The sequence below is a fragment of the Flavobacterium dankookense genome (genome assembly GCF_004362665.1).
Classification (GTDB): domain Bacteria; phylum Bacteroidota; class Bacteroidia; order Flavobacteriales; family Flavobacteriaceae; genus Flavobacterium; species Flavobacterium dankookense.
The window spans coordinates 429,650-448,273 of record NZ_SNXR01000012.1 but is presented as its reverse complement, the minus strand read 5'-3'; the positions used below and the strand labels follow the sequence as shown (position 1 = coordinate 448,273).

The window sequence follows — 18,624 nt, the reverse complement described above, 5'->3', positions numbered from 1 at the left end:
CAAACACAAAACAATTATTAAATATGATTTACGCATAAAAATAAAAGAATTGATAAACATATCTCAATTAATTAAATTGTAGTTTATCGAATTGTTAATATTTTTATTAAAATTAATTATGATAATTTAATTTTAATTATACATTTGACACACTAATTAACCAAAAACCAAACAAATTATGAAGTACAAATTACTCTCGGTGGCTTTGCTAGCGTTTACAAGTATGACTTTTGCACAAGGCAAAGGCACGCTTTGGAATGCAACCACTAAAAAAACCACAATGGTTGCGCTTGAAGAAAGCTTGCAACTACCTGAAAACAAGATTTTTGAATTAAACTTAAACACACTGCGATCCAATCTGAATGCAGCACCAAAGAGAATGGCAAACGGTCAATCTCAAAACATAATTTCTATTCCAAATGCAGATGGAAATTTAGAGCGTTTTAGAGTTTTTGAAAACACTACCATGGAAGCTGAATTGGCTGCAAAATATCCTGAAATAAAATCTTATATTGGAATTGGAATTGACAATCCTTTAGCGACTGCCTATTTTAGTGTTTCACCATTAGGATTTAAATCAATGGTTTTGAGTCCAGATAAATCAGCTGAATTTATTGAACCAATTTCTACAGATTTAACGACTTATACTGTTTATAGAAGAGCAGACAAAAGTAAATCTTTAAATCAATTTGAATGTTCTGTAGTTGATAATGCAATTTCTAGTCCAACTATGATGTTACGAAATGCAAATGATTCAACCTTAAGAACATTCCGTTTGGCTGTTTCGTGTACCGGAGAATATGCCGCTTATTTTGGAGGAACAAAAGCGCAAGCATTAGCAGCAATTAACGCTTCTATGACACGTGTCAATGGTATTTTTGAGAAAGATTTTGCAGTTAGAATGGTGTTAATTGCTAATAATGATTTAGTCCTTTATACTGATGCTGCGACTGACCCATATACTACTAGTTATAATAGCCAACTGCAAAGCACATTAACTTCAGTTATTGGAGATGCAAACTATGATGTTGGACATGTATTCGTTAGAGCTTCAAACAATGGAAATGCTGGATGTATTGGATGTGTTTGTGCTTCAGGAAAAGGAAGCGGATTTACATCGAGTACAATTCCTACAGGAGATACATTTGATATTGATTATGTAGCACACGAAATTGGTCATCAATTTGGAGCTAACCATACTTTCTCTATGAGTAATGAAGGAACTGGTGTAAACATGGAACCAGGTTCTGGTTCGACAATTATGGGATATGCTGGTATTACTAGTCAGGATGTTCAAACCAATTCTGATGCTTATTTTCACGCGGCAAGTATCCAACAAGTAACTAACAACGTTAAAACAAAAACCTGTCAAACAAATACTCCAACTGGAAACTCAATTCCAACAGCAAATGCTGGTTTAGATTATACAATTCCTAAAAGCACACCATTTATGTTGACTGGTTCTGGAACAGATGCAAATGGTGATGTGTTAACCTATAATTGGGAACAATTTGATAACGCCGCTTCAACTGCAACAGGAGCAAGTTCTGCAGCAAGTGCTACAAGAACAACAGGTCCAACATTTAGATCATACAATTCTTCAACTACACCTGTTAGATATTTTCCAAACTTATCACGAGTATTGGCTGGTGCAACAACTACACAAGGAACAGAAATTGTTGTAGAAGCATTGCCTTCGGTTGCAAGAACTATGAATTTCAGATTAACTGTTCGTGATAACAGAGCTGGAGGTGCAGGAAATAATAGTGATGATATGGTTGTTACTGTTAATGGAACTGCTGGACCATTTTCGGTAAGTGCTCCAAACACAGCAGTTTCTTATGTTGGAGGAACTTCACAAACGGTTACTTGGAATGTTGCTGGAACAACTGCCAACGGAGTAAATTGTGCTAACGTAGATATTTTAATTTCTACAGATGGTGGAACAACATGGTCAACATTATTAGCGGCTACACCAAACGATGGTTCACAGGCCGTAACTATTCCAAATACTGCTGGAACTACCAATAGAATTATGGTAAAAGGAACTAATCATATTTTCTTTGATGTTTCAAATACTAACTTTACTATTACCTCTGGAACAACAGATACCGTTGCTCCTACTGCACCAACTTTGAATGCAAGTGGAACTACATTAACTAGCACAAATTTATCATGGTCTGGTGCTACTGATAACGTTGCTGTAACTGGATATGATGTTTATAGAGGAACAACTTTATTAGGTTCAACTGCTTCAACTACCTTTGCAGTGACTGGTTTAACTGCTTCCACTACTTACTCATTTACTGTTAGAGCAAAAGATGCTGCAGGAAATGTTTCTGCTGATAGTAATACAGTTAGTGTAACTACGCTTACTCCTACTCTAGATACTACTGCGCCAACTGCTCCAACATTAGCTGCTAGTGGAACTACAACTACTACAACTAATCTATCTTGGTCTGGTGCTACTGATAACGTAGCGGTAACAGGTTATGATGTTTATAGAGGAACGACTTTATTGGGTTCAACGGCTTCTACTACTTATGCAGTGACTGGTTTAACTGCTTCAACTACTTATTCATTTAGCGTTAGAGCCAAAGATGCTGCAGGAAATATTTCTGCTGATAGCAATGTAGTTAGTGTAACGACTTTAGCCGTTCCAACGGTTACTTATTGTGCTTCAAAAGGAAATAGTACTGCTGATGAGTATATCAACAGAGTACAATTAGGTTCAATCAATAATTTATCAGGAAATAACGCTGGTTATGGTAACTTTACTGCTCTTTCTACTAATTTAACTCGTAGCACAAGCAATACCATTACTATTACTCCAGCATGGACAGGAACTGTTTATAGCGAAGGATATAGAGTTTGGATTGACTATAACCAAGATGGTGATTTTGCTGATACTGGGGAACAAGTGTTTAATAGAACTAGAACAACTGCTACTCCGATTTCGGGAAGCTTTACTGTTCCAGCTACTGCTTTAATTGGACAAACTAGAATGCGTGTTTCTATGAAATATAATGCTTCGCCAACATCGTGTGAGACATTCTCTTATGGAGAAGTAGAAGATTATACGGTAAACATTGTTGCTTCTGGACGATTTGATGAAGAAACTCCAAGTGTAGCAAAGCTTACTTTCAAATTGTATCCTAATCCTGTGAAAGGAGATGCTTTACATCTTGCTGATTTAGATCAAACAGCTAGTTATAGAGTATTCAATGTTATGGGACAAGAATTAAGCAAAGGAAAAATTGAGGACAACACTATTTATGTTGGTTCACTAAAAGCTGGCGCTTACTTAATTGAAGTTAGTTCGGGTGGTGAAACACTTACGAAACGTTTTATAAAAGAATAACCTAACCAATTCTTTTACTTAAAAACCACTCTGTGAAAAGAGTGGTTTTTGCTTTTTTATGATTCTGAAGCATCATACCAGTCGATTGATTTGAATTTTTAAAATTATTGAACATTGGATGATTAGCATTTGTTTTATGAAAAATATTTAAATTCAAATTCATGTGTGAAATACAATTGCTATAATTAATTTCATTTTGCAAAGTCAGAAACACGTACGGAGCGAATTGACATGAAAAACATTACGCTGAGCAAGGCTCTGTCTTAATACAAAATGCCTTATGAGAATTTGATTTGTATTAAGCAAAACTCGATTTGGTTTAAACAAAACTCGATTTGCATTAAGAGTAACTCTATTTGGTTTAAACAAAACTCAATTTGTATTAAGAGTAACTCGATTTGGTTTAAACAAAACTCGATTTGCATTAAGAGTAACTCTATTTGGTTTAAACAAAACTCTATTTACATTAAGAGTTACTCGATTTGGTTTAAACAAAACTCGATTTGGATTAAGAGTTACTTGATTTGGTTAAAACAAAACTCGATTTGCATTAAGCAAAGTTGGAGATGAACGAAACCAAGAACTCAACTAGTTTATTTTTTAGCCACGATGGAAGTGGAAATCCTCGCAGAGATTGAAACGAACAGCGGGAATATGGAAAGCATGACAGCGCAAGTGATTCGCTTCTGAAAACAACTTTAAACGAACAATACAACATTCTCTAAAAAAGAAACCGTTAAAAATTTCCTTTTTACATTCAGTCTTCTACCTTTGTATTTCCAATAAAAAGACAATGAACAAGAACAGTAAGCGAAGAGAAGCACTTTTATATCACGCAAAACCTACTCCTGGAAAAATTAAAGTTGTTCCAACAAAAAAATATGCCACACAAAGAGATTTGTCTCTTGCCTATTCGCCTGGCGTTGCCGAACCTTGTTTGGAAATTGCTAAAGATGTAAACAACGTTTATAAATATACTTCTAAAGGGAATCTTGTTGCCGTTATCACCAACGGAACCGCCGTTTTGGGACTTGGCGATATTGGTCCAGAGGCATCAAAACCGGTTATGGAAGGAAAGGCATTGCTCTTTAAAATATTTGCCGATATTGATGTTTTTGACATTGAAATTGGAACAAAAGACATTGATGCTTTTATTGAAACGGTAAAAAATATTGCGCCTACTTTTGGCGGTATTAATCTGGAAGATATCAAAGCTCCCGAGTCTTTTGAAATAGAAAGACGTTTGGTTGAAGAATTGAATATTCCAATAATGCATGATGACCAACATGGAACAGCAATCATATCCTCGGCAGCTTTGTTGAATGCGTTAGAATTGGCTGAAAAGAAAATTGAAGAAGTGAAAATTGTGGTTTCTGGTGCTGGTTCTGCTGCATTGGCGTGTGCGAATCTTTATGTTTTGCTTGGCGTACAATATGAAAACATCATTATGTTTGACAAAGATGGTGTGTTGAGCAAAGAACGAACCGATTTGTCTGACCTACAAAAAAAATATACTTCTGGAAAACAAGGAACGACTTTAGCGGAAGCTCTAGTAAATGCTGATGTTTTTCTTGGTCTTTCGGCTGGAAATATTCTAACTCCTGAAATGTTGTTAGGCATGGCAAAAGATCCAATTGTGTTCGCAATGGCTAATCCAATTCCTGAAATCGATTATGATTTGGCTATTCGAACTCGTGAAGATATCATCATGGCAACTGGTCGTTCGGATCATCCTAATCAGGTGAATAATGTTTTGGGGTTTCCTTATATTTTTCGTGGTGCTTTAGACGTTCGCGCTACAAAAATTAATGAAGCTATGAAAATGGCTGCCGTTAGAGCATTAGCCGAACTAGCGAAAGAATCCGTTCCTGAACAAGTTAATATTGCTTATGGCGAAACCCGACTAAATTTTGGTCGCGATTATATCATTCCAAAACCGTTTGATCCACGTTTGATTACGATGGTTGCTCCTGCTGTTGCTAAAGCGGCAATGGAATCGGGTGTTGCATTAAATCCAATTACGGATTGGGAAAAATATAAAGACGAATTGTTAGAACGAATGGGTTCTGATAATAAAATGGTTCGACTATTGACTAATCGTGCTAAAACCAATCCAAAGCGCGTAGTTTTTGCAGAAGCCGATCATTTGGAAGTGTTAAAAGCAGCCCAAATTGCTTATGAAGATGGTATTGCAAAACCAATTTTATTAGGTAACAAAGAAGTTATTCTTGAACTGAAAGAAGAGCTCGGTTTTGACGCCGAAGTGACTATCATTGATCCAAAAACGAAAGAGGAAGACAAACGTCGCACACGATATGGTGATATTTATTGGAACGAAAGACAGCGCAGAGGAATTTCGCAATTGGATGCCCAACGATGGATGCGTGAGCGCAATTATTTTGCTGCTATGATGGTTAACGAAGGTGACGCTGATGCAATGGTTTCGGGATATTCGAGAAGTTATCCTTCGACCATTAAACCGTTAATCCAGCTTATTGGAAAAGCACCAGGTATTTCGCTGATTGCTACTACTAATATGATGATGACCAATCGTGGACCAATGTTTTTATCTGATACCGCTATCAATCCAGATCCATCAGCCGATGATTTAGCAAAAATTGCTTTAATGACTGAAAAAACAGTGCGAATGTTTGGTATGGAACCTGTAATTGCGATGGTTTCGTTTTCAAATTTTGGTTCTTCGACCCATCCAAGCGCTACAAAAGTTAGAGAAGCTGTAGCTTATCTTCATAAATATTATCCAGATATGATCGTTGATGGAGAAATTCAAACGGATTTTGCACTCAACCCAGAAATGCTGCTGAAGAAGTTTCCGTTTTCAAAACTAGCTGGAAAAAAAGTAAATACACTTATTTTCCCTAATCTTGAATCAGCAAATATTACCTATAAACTTTTGAAGGAATTGTATAAAGTAGACTCGGTTGGACCAATAATGATGGGAATGGATAAACCTGTCCATGTTTTCCAACTTGGAGCAAGTGTGGAAGAAATGGTAAACATGGTTGCTGTATCCGTTGTAGATGCGCAAGAGAAAGAAAAACGACTAAAAATGATGGCAGTAAATAAATAAAAAATCACATTTTTTTTTAGTTTTTGTATTGTAAATCAACTACAAAAAGAATTTTGTTATATTTGGTTCACATTTCTTATTAAATGATAGCACACATACAAGGAAAATTAGTTGAAAAATCGCCGACAGAAGTTGTAATTGACTGCAATGGTGTTGGTTATCATGTCAACATTTCACTACATACCTATTCGTTACTTCCATCAAGTGATTTTATAAAACTTTTTACTTTTCTTCTGATAAAAGAAGATTCGCATTCGTTGTATGGTTTTGTAGAAAAATCCGAAAGAGAAATTTTCAAATTATTATTATCCGTTTCAGGAATTGGTGCTAACATTGCTCGAACAATGCTCTCTTCTATCGATCCCAAACAAATTATACAAGCTATAGCTAATGGCGACGTTGGAACTATTCAATCCATCAAAGGAATTGGAGCGAAAACAGCCCAAAGAGCTATTCTAGATTTGAAGGATAAAGTGTTAAAAATCTATGATTTGGAAGAAATTTCAATGGCACCACACAATATAAACAAAGAAGAATCGTTATCTGCTTTGGAAGTTTTGGGATATCCTAGAAAAACATCCGAACGACTAGTAGAGAAAATTCTAAATGAAAATCCTACTGCAACTGTAGAGGCAATAATCAAACAAGCATTAAAAAATTTATAATTCTTGGAAACAAATTACTTTAATACTATATCATCAAAACTTAAAAAGGTTTTTATTGGACTTGCTGTTTTATTGAGTGCCAATGTCTTTTCTCAAGAAGATGAACCTGTAAAAGATACCATTGGTTATTCGACAGGAAGAGTTGAAATAAAAAACCCTACAAGTGTTGTTGATCTTTATACGTACGATCCAATCACAAACCGATATATTTATACAAGTACAGTCGATGGTTTTAACATCAATTATCCAATTATTTTAACTCCAAAAGAATACGAAGAATTAGTTCTGAGAGAGTCAATGCGTGATTATTTCAAGAAAAAATCAAATGCCATTGATGGAAAAGGAACGGATGCTGATAAAAAAGATTTATTGCCTCGATATTACGTTAATTCAAGTTTCTTTGAAACTATTTTTGGTTCTAATACTATAGATGTAAAACCAACGGGTTCTGTAGAAATGGATTTGGGTGCAAGATATACTAAACAAGACAATCCAGCATTTTCACCAAGAAATAGAGCGCAAACTACCTTTGACTTTGACCAACGAATCAGCATGAGTTTGATGGGTAAAGTTGGAACGCGTTTGAACGTAAATGCCAATTATGATACTGAGTCAACATTTGCTTTTCAAAATTTAATCAAGTTAGAATATTCACCAACTGAGGACGATATCATTCAAAAAATTGAAGTTGGTAACGTTAGTATGCCATTAACTAATTCATTGATTCGTGGTGCGCAGAGTTTATTTGGTGTAAAAGCACAATTCCAATTCGGAAAGACTACCATTACTGGAGTTTTCTCTGAACAAAAATCGCAAACACGTTCGGTAACTTCTCAAGGCGGTGGAACTATTCAAGACTTTGAATTGTTTGCTCTAGATTATGATGCAGACAGACACTTTTTCTTATCTCAATTTTTTAGAAGTAAATATGACCAAGCACTTGCCAATTATCCATTCATTGAGAGTAGAGTTCAAATTACTCGTATGGAAGTTTGGGTTACTAATAGGCAAAATCGCGTAAACGGAACCAACAATAATTTAAGAAATATTATTGCGCTTCAAGATTTAGGAGAAGCACAACTAACTGGTTTACCAGATGATGATGTAGTAGCAATTGCCGCATTAGATATTCCTGGTTTCTTTTTGTCACCAATAGATTCTCCAACGGCTAATAAAAATAACAAATACGATCCGGCAAATATCAATCAACCTGGTTCTTTTTTAAACCAAAATATTAGAGAAATTGTAACGACTAGTCAAGGATTTAACAACTCAGTTCCTGTTAGTGAAGGAACAGATTATTCCAAACTTGAAAACGCTAGAAAATTAAATGCAAACGAATATACTTTTCATCCACAATTAGGTTATATCTCACTACAACAACGGTTAGCAAATGATGAAGTTCTTGCAGTTGCATATCAATATACAATCGGTGACCAAGTGTATCAAGTAGGAGAATTTGGAACTGATGGAGTTGAATCTACAGTAGTTAGCGGAACAGAAGCAGATCCAAATGTTTCAACACAATGTTTGATACTAAAAATGCTGAAAAGTAACTTAACCAACGTTAAAAAACCGATTTGGAATCTATTAATGAAAAATATCTACCAAATTCCTGGTGGATATCAACTGCAACAAGAAGATTTTAGATTTAACATTTTATACACTGATCCTTCGCCATTAAACTATATAACACAGGCCAATACAACTTCGCCCTTACCAGCTGATGTTGAGCAAACACCTTTGCTAAAAGTATTTAATATTGATAAATTAAATTATAATAATGACCCACAAGCAGGTGGTGATGGTTTCTTCGACTTTATGCCTGGATTAACTGTTGACCAACAAAATGGACGACTTATTTTTACAACCGTTGAGCCATTTGGTAAACATTTATTCGAAAAATTAAGAACGAATGCAACGGAAAATTATTTTGAAAACTACGAAGCGGATCAATTGCCAACAACTGCAACGTTCAATGCTAACCAAGCAAAATATGTTTTCCGTGAAATGTATCGAAGCACACAAGCTGCCGCATTGCAAGATGCAACTCGAAATAAATTTCAATTAAAAGGAAGATACAAATCCGCTGGTGGTGATGGAATTCCAATTGGTGCATTCAACGTTCCAAGAGGTTCAGTTGTAGTAACTGCTGGCGGAAGACTTTTGGTAGAAGGTGTTGATTATAGTGTTAATTACCAAGCTGGAAGAGTTCAAATCTTAGATCCATCTTTACAAGCATCAAATACGCCAATCGAAGTTTCGGTTGAAAATAACTCTACTTTTGGTCAGCAAACTAGACGTTTTATGGGAATTAATGTAGAGCATAAATTTTCAGATAAATTAATGCTTGGTGCTACTTTCATCAAAATGACCGAAAGACCATTTACCCAAAAATCAAATTATGGTCAAGAGTCAGTAAACAATACCATTTTTGGTTTCAATGCAAACTACTCCACTGAAGTTCCTTTCTTAACTAGATTAGCTAATAAATTACCGAATATTGATACTGATGTTCCGTCTAATTTATCATTGCGCGGAGAAATAGCTTTCCTTCAACCTGATACGCCTAAGCAAGATAGATTTGAAGGAGAGTCAACTGTTTATGTTGATGATTTTGAAGGTTCACAAACAACAATTGATATGCGTTCACCATTATCGTGGTCGTTATCCAGCGTACCAATTGTGGATGAAACACCAACAACACCAATCGATTATAACTTTAATGCCAATTCACTATCACTTGAATACGGTCATAAAAGAGCCAAACTAAATTGGTATAGCATTGACCCAACAATATACGTGCAAACACCAAATGAAATTGGTCAAGATGGAATTTCACTCAACTCAACGAGAAGGATTTTTAACAATGAATTATTTCCAAATCAACAGATAGCTGTTGGACAGTCGCAAGTAATTAATACTCTAGACTTAACGTATTATCCATCCGAACGCGGACCATATAATTATAATCCAAGTGCTGCTTCAACAGGTTTATTACCTAATCCTCAAGAAAATTTTGGTGGAATAACACGCGCTATTAATTCCACTAACTTTGAACAAAGTAATGTTGAATACATCCAGTTTTGGATTATGGATCCTTATTTTGACCCAACAAATCCTGATGCTGTTTCTAATCCAGCTAATACAGGTAAAATATATTTCAATCTTGGTGAAATTTCAGAAGACGTTCTTAAAGACGAACGCAAACAATATGAAAATGGTTTACCAGCGGATAATGCTTCTCAATCATTAACCAATTCAACTGTTTGGGGAAAAGTTCCATCAGCTCAATCGTTGATTTATGCATTTGATGTTGACGGTGCTGCAAGAAGTTCGCAAGACGTTGGTTTTGACGGATTAAATGATGCTGCTGAAAGTACACTTGCTGGTATCGATCCTGCATTTGCTTCATTGCCAGATCCAGCTGCGGATAATTATCAATACTTTTTAAATGCGAGCGGAAGTAGCATCTTTGACCGTTATAAAAACTATAATGGTGTTGATGGAAATTCTCCAATTGCAGTTACAGATACAAATCGTGGTTCAACAACGCTACCAGATGTTGAAGATATCAATCGTGACAATACCATGAATACAATTAATGCTTATTATGAATATAGCATTAAAGTAAGTCCAGCAGATTTAGCTGAAACTAATGTTGGTAACAACTACATCACCGATTATAAACTTACTGAAAACGTAAATTTACCAAACGGTCTAACTACAAGTTCTCGTTGGTTGCAATTTAAGATTCCTGTAAAAGAATTTGAAAACGCTGTTGGTGGAATTTCAGATTTTCGTTCTATTCGTTTTATGCGTATGTTCATGACAGGGTTTACACAACCAATTACTATTCGTTTTGGAGCATTAGATTTAGTACGTGGCGAATGGAGACGCTATGATAATTCATTTGAATTTACGGATAATAATCCAGCAGATGATGGAACAAACTTTGACGTGCTTTCAGTAAACATCCAAGAAAATGCACAACGTGTACCAATTCCTTATGTAACGCCACCAGGAGTTGTTCGTGAGCAAGTAAATCAAAACAATACTATTATCAGTCAAAACGAGCAATCGTTGTCATTAAGAGCTTCAGGTGATGGATTAGAGGCTGGCGATTCTAGAGCTGTTTTCAAAAACGTAAACATAGACATGCGTCAGTTCAATAAATTGAAAATGTTTTTACACGCAGAGTCATTGCCAGGTGTTACTCCAGAATTGCAAGAAGACCAAATGGCTGCTTTTATACGTTTTGGAAATGACTTTACAGATAACTTTTATGAAGTTGAAATACCCTTGAAAGTTACAACTCCAGTAACTGGTTCTGGTGATCCGGAACTCATATGGCCAGAATTGAATGAAATTGATTTACCAACTGCTTTGTTAACCAAGCTAAAAATTTTAGCAATGGGACCAAGTGCGCCACCAGAAGATGATAATGGAATTCGATATGCAAATGATTTTGATTTAGATCCTTCATTAGCTAGCAATACTTCTAGAGGAAAATTAAGAATTGGTATTAAAGGAAATCCAAACTTTGGATTAGTTAGAACCTTGATGGTTGGTATTAGAAACAATACAACTCTTGATGGTGTAAAAGGAGAAGTTTGGTTCAACGAATTGCGATTAGCAGATATGAGTAACAAAGGCGGAATGGCCGCAGTGTTAAACATGGATGCAAACATGGCTGATTTTGCCACTCTTTCTGCTACAGGAAGAATGAGTACCATTGGATTTGGCGCTTTAGAAGAAGGACCAAATGAAAGAAGTAGAGAAGATATTCAACAATATAATTTAGTAACCAATGTTAGTTTAGGTAAATTACTCCCAAAAAAATGGGGAATCAACCTACCGTTCAACTATGCTGTTGGAGAAGAAATTATCACACCAGAATATGATCCATTCAATCAAGATATTAGATTACAACAACTTTTAGATAATACTTCAGATTCTGCAGAAAGAGATAATATTGAAAAAAGAGCAATAGATTATACCAAACGAAAAAGCATCAATTTTATAGGTGTAAAAAAAGAAAGAGCTCCAGAACAAAAACAACGCATTTACGACCCTGAGAATTTGACATTGTCCTATTCTTATAATGAGATTAAAAAACATAACTTTGAAATTGAAAATTTTATAGACCAACAAGTTAATACAACTGTTGATTACACTTACACATTCAAACCAAAAACAATTGAACCTTTTAAGAATACAAAAGTGTTCAAGAAAAGTGATTATTGGAAATTGTTAAGAGAATTTAACTTTAATTATTTACCAACCAATATTTCTTTTAGCTCGAATATTATAAGACAATTTAATAAACAACAATTCAGACAAGTTGAAGTTGGCTTGCCGCTTGATGCTTTGTACAGAAGAAATTATTCGTTCAATTATCAATATGGATTTAATTATAATTTGACCAAAGCACTGAAAATAAATTATACAGCAGCTTCTCAAAATATTGTTAGAAGTTACATTGACGAAAATAACCAACCAGATAATTCATATACTGTTTGGACTGACTTTTGGAACATTGGAACACCTAACCAACACAACCAACAAATTGTAATAAACTATGATTTGCCAATCAACAAAATTCCATTACTAGCGTTTGTCAAACCTACTTATTCTTATACTGGTGGTTACAGTTGGCAAAGAGCATCGCTTGCATTTGAGACAGTTCCTCTGAATGGTGTTGAATATAATTTAGGAAACACTGTTCAAAACTCAGGAGCGCATCGATTGAATACTGCTTTCAATATGGAAACGTTTTATAAGTACATTGGTTTAGGCAAAAAAACACCAAAAGCGAATGCGCCAAAACCTGCAGCACCAAAACCAGGAGAAAAAATAACAAATACTAAAGCGCAACCTGTACAATCAACAAATGTGTTTCTTGATGGATTGAAAGGTGTTTTGACAAGTGTGAAAAACGTTCAAATTAACTATACACAAAACGAAGGAACAGTTCTTCCAGGATTTTTACCAAGTTTAGGTTTCTTTGGTTCATCAAAACCAGGAATAGGATTTATTTTTGGGTCACAAGATGATGTACGTTATGAAGCTGCAAAAAATGGTTGGTTAACTGATTATCCAGACTTTAATCAAAACTATACACAAGTGGTTACTAAAACACTTGATATGACTGCAAACGTAGATTTATTTCCTGATTTTAAAATTGATTTAACTGCCAAAAGAGCTTATGCAGATAACTATTCCGAACAGTATGATGCTGTTGGTGGAGTCTACGAATCACGCTCACCATATAGTTTTGGGAATTTTGAAATCTCAACGGTAATGTTAAAATCAGCATTCAAAGTTAGTGACGAAAATTTCTCCTCTGCTTTTAATGATTTTAGAGGAAACCGAATTTTTATTGCTGATAGATTAGCGACACAATTTTATGGAAATACTTCATATTCAAGAGATGCAGAAGGTTATCCAATTGGATTTGGCAAAAACAGTCAAGCCGTTTTACTTCCAGCTTTTCTTGCAGCATATACTGGCTTATATTCAACTGGAGCTAATGATAGTGCTAAAGATATTTCATTAAGCGCATTAAGAAACATTCCAATTCCAAACTGGACAGTAAAATATACTGGCTTAATGCGTTATAAATTCTTCAAAGATACGTTCAAACGTTTTTCTATTCAACATGCTTATCGTGCATCTTATACATTAAATTCATTTCGTTCTAATCTAGAATATGATAGAACTAACCCCAACAAAGTAGATGCTGGAGGAAATTATCAACGACAAACTATCATTGGAAATGCTAACTTAGTAGAACAATTCAATCCATTAATTAGAGTTGATTTTGAAATGAAAAATTCATTAAAAATTCTTGCCGAAATGAAGAAAGACAGAAGTTTATCACTAAGTTTTGATAATAATTTGTTGACAGAGGTTCAAGGTTTAGAATATATTTTAGGATTTGGATACCGTATAAAAGATGTTATCTTTTCCTCTCAACTAGCTGACAATCCAACGGGAATCATTAAAAGTGATATCAATGTTAAAATTGATTTTTCGTATAGAAATAGTAAAACTATAGTTCGTTATTTAGATTATGATAACAATCAACTTGGTGGTGGACAAAACCTTTGGTCTGCAAGATTAACTGCCGATTATTCGTTTAGTAAAAACTTAACTGCCATTTTCTTCTACGATCATTCGTTCTCAAAACCAGTAATTTCAACCTCATTTCCATTAACAAATATTAGAGCAGGATTTACGATGCGATATAATTTTGGAAACTAAAGTTTTTATCCAAAATTAAAATCTTAAATTTGACACATTAAAACAATAAACTAAATGAATATACCAGCAAACTTAAAATACACCAAAGACCACGAATGGGTTCTAATTGATGGTGAAGTAGCAACCGTAGGAATTACCGATTTTGCACAAAAAGAATTAGGCGATATTGTCTATGTTGAAGTAGAAACTTTAGATCAAACCTTAAACAAAGACGAAGTTTTTGGAACAGTTGAAGCAGTGAAAACCGTTTCTGATTTGTTTTTACCTTTAACTGGTGAAGTGATTGAGTTTAACGATGAGTTAGAATCGAATCCTGAAAGCGTAAATACTGATCCTTATGGTAAAGGTTGGATGATTAAACTTAAAATTTCTGACACTTCAGAAGTTGACCAACTATTATCAAGTGATGATTATAAAGCACTTATCGGAGCATAAAAAAACTTGTTTTTTTTTAGCAGTTAGTTGGACTGTTACAATTGCGCTTTTATGCTTAGTTAAAGACAGCGATTTACCTTCTATAGGAATTAAAGTGTCTGGATTAGACAAAGTAGTTCATTTTGGATTTCATTTTTTATTTACACTGCTTTGGGCGATTTATTTTTTTGCTTCCAGAAAAGTAGTAACGGTAAAATTGATAACAACAATAATTTTTTGTTCTTTCTTATTTGGCGTAAGCATAGAATTCTTGCAAGGAATTTTTACAACAACAAGACAAGCAGATTTTTTTGATGTATTGTCCAATACTTTTGGAGCTTTAGTTGCCGGACTAATAGCTAAAAAAACGCTAAAAAAACAATCAAATTAAAAATAGAATTAAAAGTCCCATTTCGATGGGATTTTTTTACTTTTATACCCTACAAACAGTTGATTAATAGCAAAGACATGAATATTAAACACTATCTCGACTCTACTTATCTGAAAACGGCAGAACAAGCTGGCGTTTCGGAAGCAGAAAATACCGAAATTGTCAAGCAATTTATTCAAGAAGCTATTGATGAAAACTTTAAACTTATTATGATTCGTCCAAATATGGTTAAGATGGCACGAAAAATGATTGACGAAAAAAAATCCAAAGTGCTTGTTGGAACAGTAATCTCTTTTCCAGATGGAACTAATTCTTTAGACGAAAAAATTGACGAAGCGGAACAAGCCATTTTAGATGGTGCCGATGAATTGGATTTTGTTTGTAACTATGAAGCATTTAAAAAAGGAGAAATAGAATTGGTAAAAAATGAAGTTTTTATTCTTACTCGACATGCTTTTCATAATCACAAAGTAGCCAAATGGATTATTGAAGTGGCTGCTTTGACCGATGCGCAAATCATTCAAATCTCGGCTTTAATAAAAAATGTAGTAATAGCAAATTTCAAAGAAGACTTATATCAAAATGTTTTTGTCAAATCGTCGACAGGTTTTTATAAAACAGAAAATGGTTTGCCAAATGGAGCTACAATACCTGCTATCATCATGATGATTGAAAATGCTTCACCATTACCAATAAAAGCAGCTGGTGGTGTTAGAACCTATGAAGATGTAGCTGAAATGATTCGCTTAGGTGTTAAAAGAATTGGAACTTCTGCTGCCAAAACCATTGCTAACGGAAACGTTTCAACCAATAACTATTAAATTTAGTTTTATTACTTATGAAAAAATTAATCGTACTACTATTTATACTAACAGCATTCATTTCTAATGCGCAAGAAAATTCAAGTATATCAGAACGTTTTCCTGTTTTTCCTGATTGCGAAGGACAACAAAACACAAGTTTAGAAACTTGTTTTTATAATCAAGTACATGATTTTGTTTACAACAATTTCAAGGTTTCTGACGCATTGGCAGAAAAGCAATACAAAGGAAGTGTGATTGTTCTTTTTGAAGTTACTGACCAAGGTAAATTTGTAGTTCAATATGTTGATGCTAATGAAGCAGATTTAATTACAGAGAGTAAAGCTGTTTTTGGGAAAATGCCTCAAGTAAGTCCACCTACTTACAATGGAAAACCTACCTATTCAAAATATACGATAAAAATAAATATTCCGTTGCAAAGTATTGCTCAAATTCAAGCAGCAAAAGAAGCAGAAGCTATTACGCAATCCAATTCAAAAAGATATTTTCCAAACAATAAAGAATTGAATGAAGTAGATGGTATAAACTATAAAACGTTTGACAAACCACAATTTGAAAGTCATTTGAATATTCCATTTTCACATAGTTATTATGCGCAATTTGATGATGAAATGAACCAAATTGGGGCAAACAATCACACAAGTTCCAAACCATTTGCCTATGCCGATGTTTCTAAATATTATAATCTAAAAGCCGAAAACGAAAAATTATACAAATCCAAATCAGGTTGGTGGGGAAAAAAACTTTGGAACGAAAATTTAGTCGAAATCCAAGGTGAAGATTATTGGTTTACGCTAAACCCAATTCTAGATTTACAATTAGGAAGAAGTCAATCGGATGAATCCAATAGCACTTTCGTGAATACTAGAGGAATACAATTTAATGGAGGATTGGGAAAAACAATAAATTTCACCACAACTATTTATGAAAGTCAAGGACGATTTGCTGGTTATTTTAACCGTTATGCCGAATCGATAAAACCTTCTGGGGGAAATCCTGCTATTATTCCTGGAATTGGAATTGCAAAAGATTTCAAATCAGATGCTTATGATTTTCCTTTGGCGGAAGCCAATTTAGCATTTACGCCAAGTAAATTCATCAATTTAAATTTAGGTTATGGTCGCAATTTTATTGGTGATGGTTATCGTTCGTTACTGTTAAGTGATGGTGCAAGTCCTTATCCTTATGTGAAATTGAACACGACCTTCTGGAAAATAAAATATACCAATATTTATACTTGGCTAAAAGATGTTCGACCAGAAGTGACTCTTGATAGAACGTATGCTACGAAGTATGTAGCTAGTCATTATTTAAGTTTAAATGTGACTAAGAAATTAAATCTTGGTTTCTTCGAATCGGTTGTATGGACCAATCAGAACGATCGTGGTTTTGATATGAGTTTTGTTAACCCAATTATTTTCTATCGTGCAGTGGAGTTCGGTTCATCATCTCGAAGCGGAAATGCGTTGCTTGGACTTACATCAAAATACAAGTTCAACAATCAAGTTAACTTTTACGGACAATTTTTGTTAGATGAATTCTCTTTAAATGATATTAAAGCAGGTGAAAAAAGCTGGAAAAACAAATTTGGATACCAACTTGGCGCAAAATACTTCCATGCTTTCAACATCAAAAATCTGTTACTTCAATTAGAATATAATCATGTTCGTCCGTATGTGTATGCGCATAGCGAACCAATAACCAACTATGGACACAATAACCAAAGTTTAGGACACAATTGGGGTGGTAATTTTAAAGAGTTTATTGCTATTGCTCGTTACAACAAAGGAAGATATTTTGCCGATGCTAAAATCACTTTTGGACAACGTGGTTTAGATTTTGACGATAACGCTAATTATGGAAGTAATATCTATTTAGATTATGATGTAAACAGACCATTAGATACTGGCGTAAACATTGGTCAAGGAAATAAAACAACCATCTTTATCGCCGATTTACAAGCTGGATATTTAATAAATCCTGCTACCAATCTAAAACTTTTTGGAAGTGTTATTTATAGAAACTTTTCACCAAATGCTGAAACGCTGACCGATTTCAAAGAATCAACTACTTGGTTATCTTTAGGTGTTCGTTGTGATATATTTAATTGGTATTTTGATTATTAACAGTAAAAACTTATTGAGATGAATAACTTTTTATTGTTATCGCATTATGTTGCGTCAACTTTTCTTTTTCTCAAAAAAAGAAAGTTGTCAAATTTGGTTATATCACTTTTAATAGCAACACTACTTTAGACTTTAAAAACCTAACTATTGATAAGCAGAATGCATCATATTTTAATGAAGTTTCACAAACCTTGATGACTTTTCCCCTTAATTCTATAAAAAAAATAATAGATGAAAATGGAACAACGATTTATCAAACAGCCAAAGTAGTTAAACTAGATACCAATCAACAAATAACCAGAATATCAAACGATACAGTTAAAAAAGCGACAACTACTTCAATAGGACTAGCAGAAAAACTAGAATTTTAATCGGCTAATGAAATTTATTTAAACGGCCAAAAACTAACATCAGAAAAGATTTCTACACTATTAAAAAGAAATACAACTATCTTATCGCTTTATGAAAAAGGAAAGAAGGAAACTAATT

9 protein-coding genes are annotated in these 18,624 nt (G+C 34.2%); all 9 read left to right on the top strand.

Going from position 1 to position 18,624, the window contains the following annotated elements:
• Positions 1–178 precede the first annotated feature (178 nt).
• The 9 genes from BC748_RS05990 (at position 179) to BC748_RS14165 (ending at position 18,506) form a co-directional block, all read left to right on the top strand.
• Positions 179–3,361, top strand: a complete 3,183-nt coding sequence (locus BC748_RS05990; protein ID WP_133532557.1) for a reprolysin-like metallopeptidase — start codon at positions 179–181, stop codon at positions 3,359–3,361.
• Positions 3,362–4,154: 793 nt separating this feature from the next.
• Complete coding sequence (locus tag BC748_RS05985) at positions 4,155–6,452, top strand: NADP-dependent malic enzyme (protein WP_133532556.1); 2,298 nt, start codon at positions 4,155–4,157, stop codon at positions 6,450–6,452.
• A gap of 83 nt (positions 6,453–6,535) precedes the next feature.
• Entirely contained in the window at positions 6,536–7,117 is a 582-nt protein-coding gene (ruvA, locus tag BC748_RS05980; RefSeq protein WP_133532555.1) for a Holliday junction branch migration protein RuvA, read from the top strand.
• A gap of 3 nt (positions 7,118–7,120) precedes the next feature.
• The gene (gene sov, locus BC748_RS05975) at positions 7,121–14,383 is read left to right on the top strand and encodes a T9SS outer membrane translocon Sov/SprA (RefSeq protein WP_246014008.1); all 7,263 of its coding nucleotides are present in this window, start codon (positions 7,121–7,123) and stop codon (positions 14,381–14,383) included.
• 54 nt (positions 14,384–14,437) lie between these two features.
• Entirely contained in the window at positions 14,438–14,818 is a 381-nt protein-coding gene (gcvH, locus tag BC748_RS05970; RefSeq protein ID WP_133532554.1) for a glycine cleavage system protein GcvH, read from the top strand.
• Complete coding sequence (locus BC748_RS05965; RefSeq protein WP_133532553.1) at positions 14,790–15,188, top strand: VanZ family protein; 399 nt, start codon at positions 14,790–14,792, stop codon at positions 15,186–15,188. Before gcvH ends, BC748_RS05965 begins: the two co-directional genes overlap by 29 nt.
• A gap of 77 nt (positions 15,189–15,265) precedes the next feature.
• Positions 15,266–16,009 carry a deoxyribose-phosphate aldolase gene (deoC, locus tag BC748_RS05960; protein ID WP_133532552.1) on the top strand — a complete coding sequence of 248 codons (744 nt, stop codon included), beginning with the start codon at positions 15,266–15,268 and terminating at the stop codon, positions 16,007–16,009.
• 17 nt (positions 16,010–16,026) lie between these two features.
• Entirely contained in the window at positions 16,027–18,135 is a 2,109-nt protein-coding gene (locus tag BC748_RS05955) for a capsule assembly Wzi family protein (RefSeq protein WP_133532551.1), read from the top strand.
• Positions 18,136–18,329: 194 nt separating this feature from the next.
• The gene (locus BC748_RS14165; RefSeq protein WP_162846419.1) at positions 18,330–18,506 is read left to right on the top strand and encodes a hypothetical protein; all 177 of its coding nucleotides are present in this window, start codon (positions 18,330–18,332) and stop codon (positions 18,504–18,506) included.
• The last annotated feature ends 118 nt before the right edge of the window (positions 18,507–18,624 follow it).

Excerpts from the sequence above, each read along its gene's own strand:
- BC748_RS05965 (WP_133532553.1), top strand. The coding sequence starts at position 14,790 with ATGATTATAAAGCACTTATCGGAGCATAAAAAAACTTGTTTTTTTTTA.
- BC748_RS14165 (WP_162846419.1), top strand. The coding sequence starts at position 18,330 with ATGACTTTTCCCCTTAATTCTATAAAAAAAATAATAGATGAAAATGGA.
- ruvA (WP_133532555.1), top strand. The coding sequence starts at position 6,536 with ATGATAGCACACATACAAGGAAAATTAGTTGAAAAATCGCCGACAGAA.
- gcvH (WP_133532554.1), top strand. The coding sequence starts at position 14,438 with ATGAATATACCAGCAAACTTAAAATACACCAAAGACCACGAATGGGTT.
- BC748_RS05990 (WP_133532557.1), top strand. The coding sequence starts at position 179 with ATGAAGTACAAATTACTCTCGGTGGCTTTGCTAGCGTTTACAAGTATG.
- deoC (WP_133532552.1), top strand. The coding sequence starts at position 15,266 with ATGAATATTAAACACTATCTCGACTCTACTTATCTGAAAACGGCAGAA.
- BC748_RS05985 (WP_133532556.1), top strand. The coding sequence starts at position 4,155 with ATGAACAAGAACAGTAAGCGAAGAGAAGCACTTTTATATCACGCAAAA.
- BC748_RS05955 (WP_133532551.1), top strand. The coding sequence starts at position 16,027 with ATGAAAAAATTAATCGTACTACTATTTATACTAACAGCATTCATTTCT.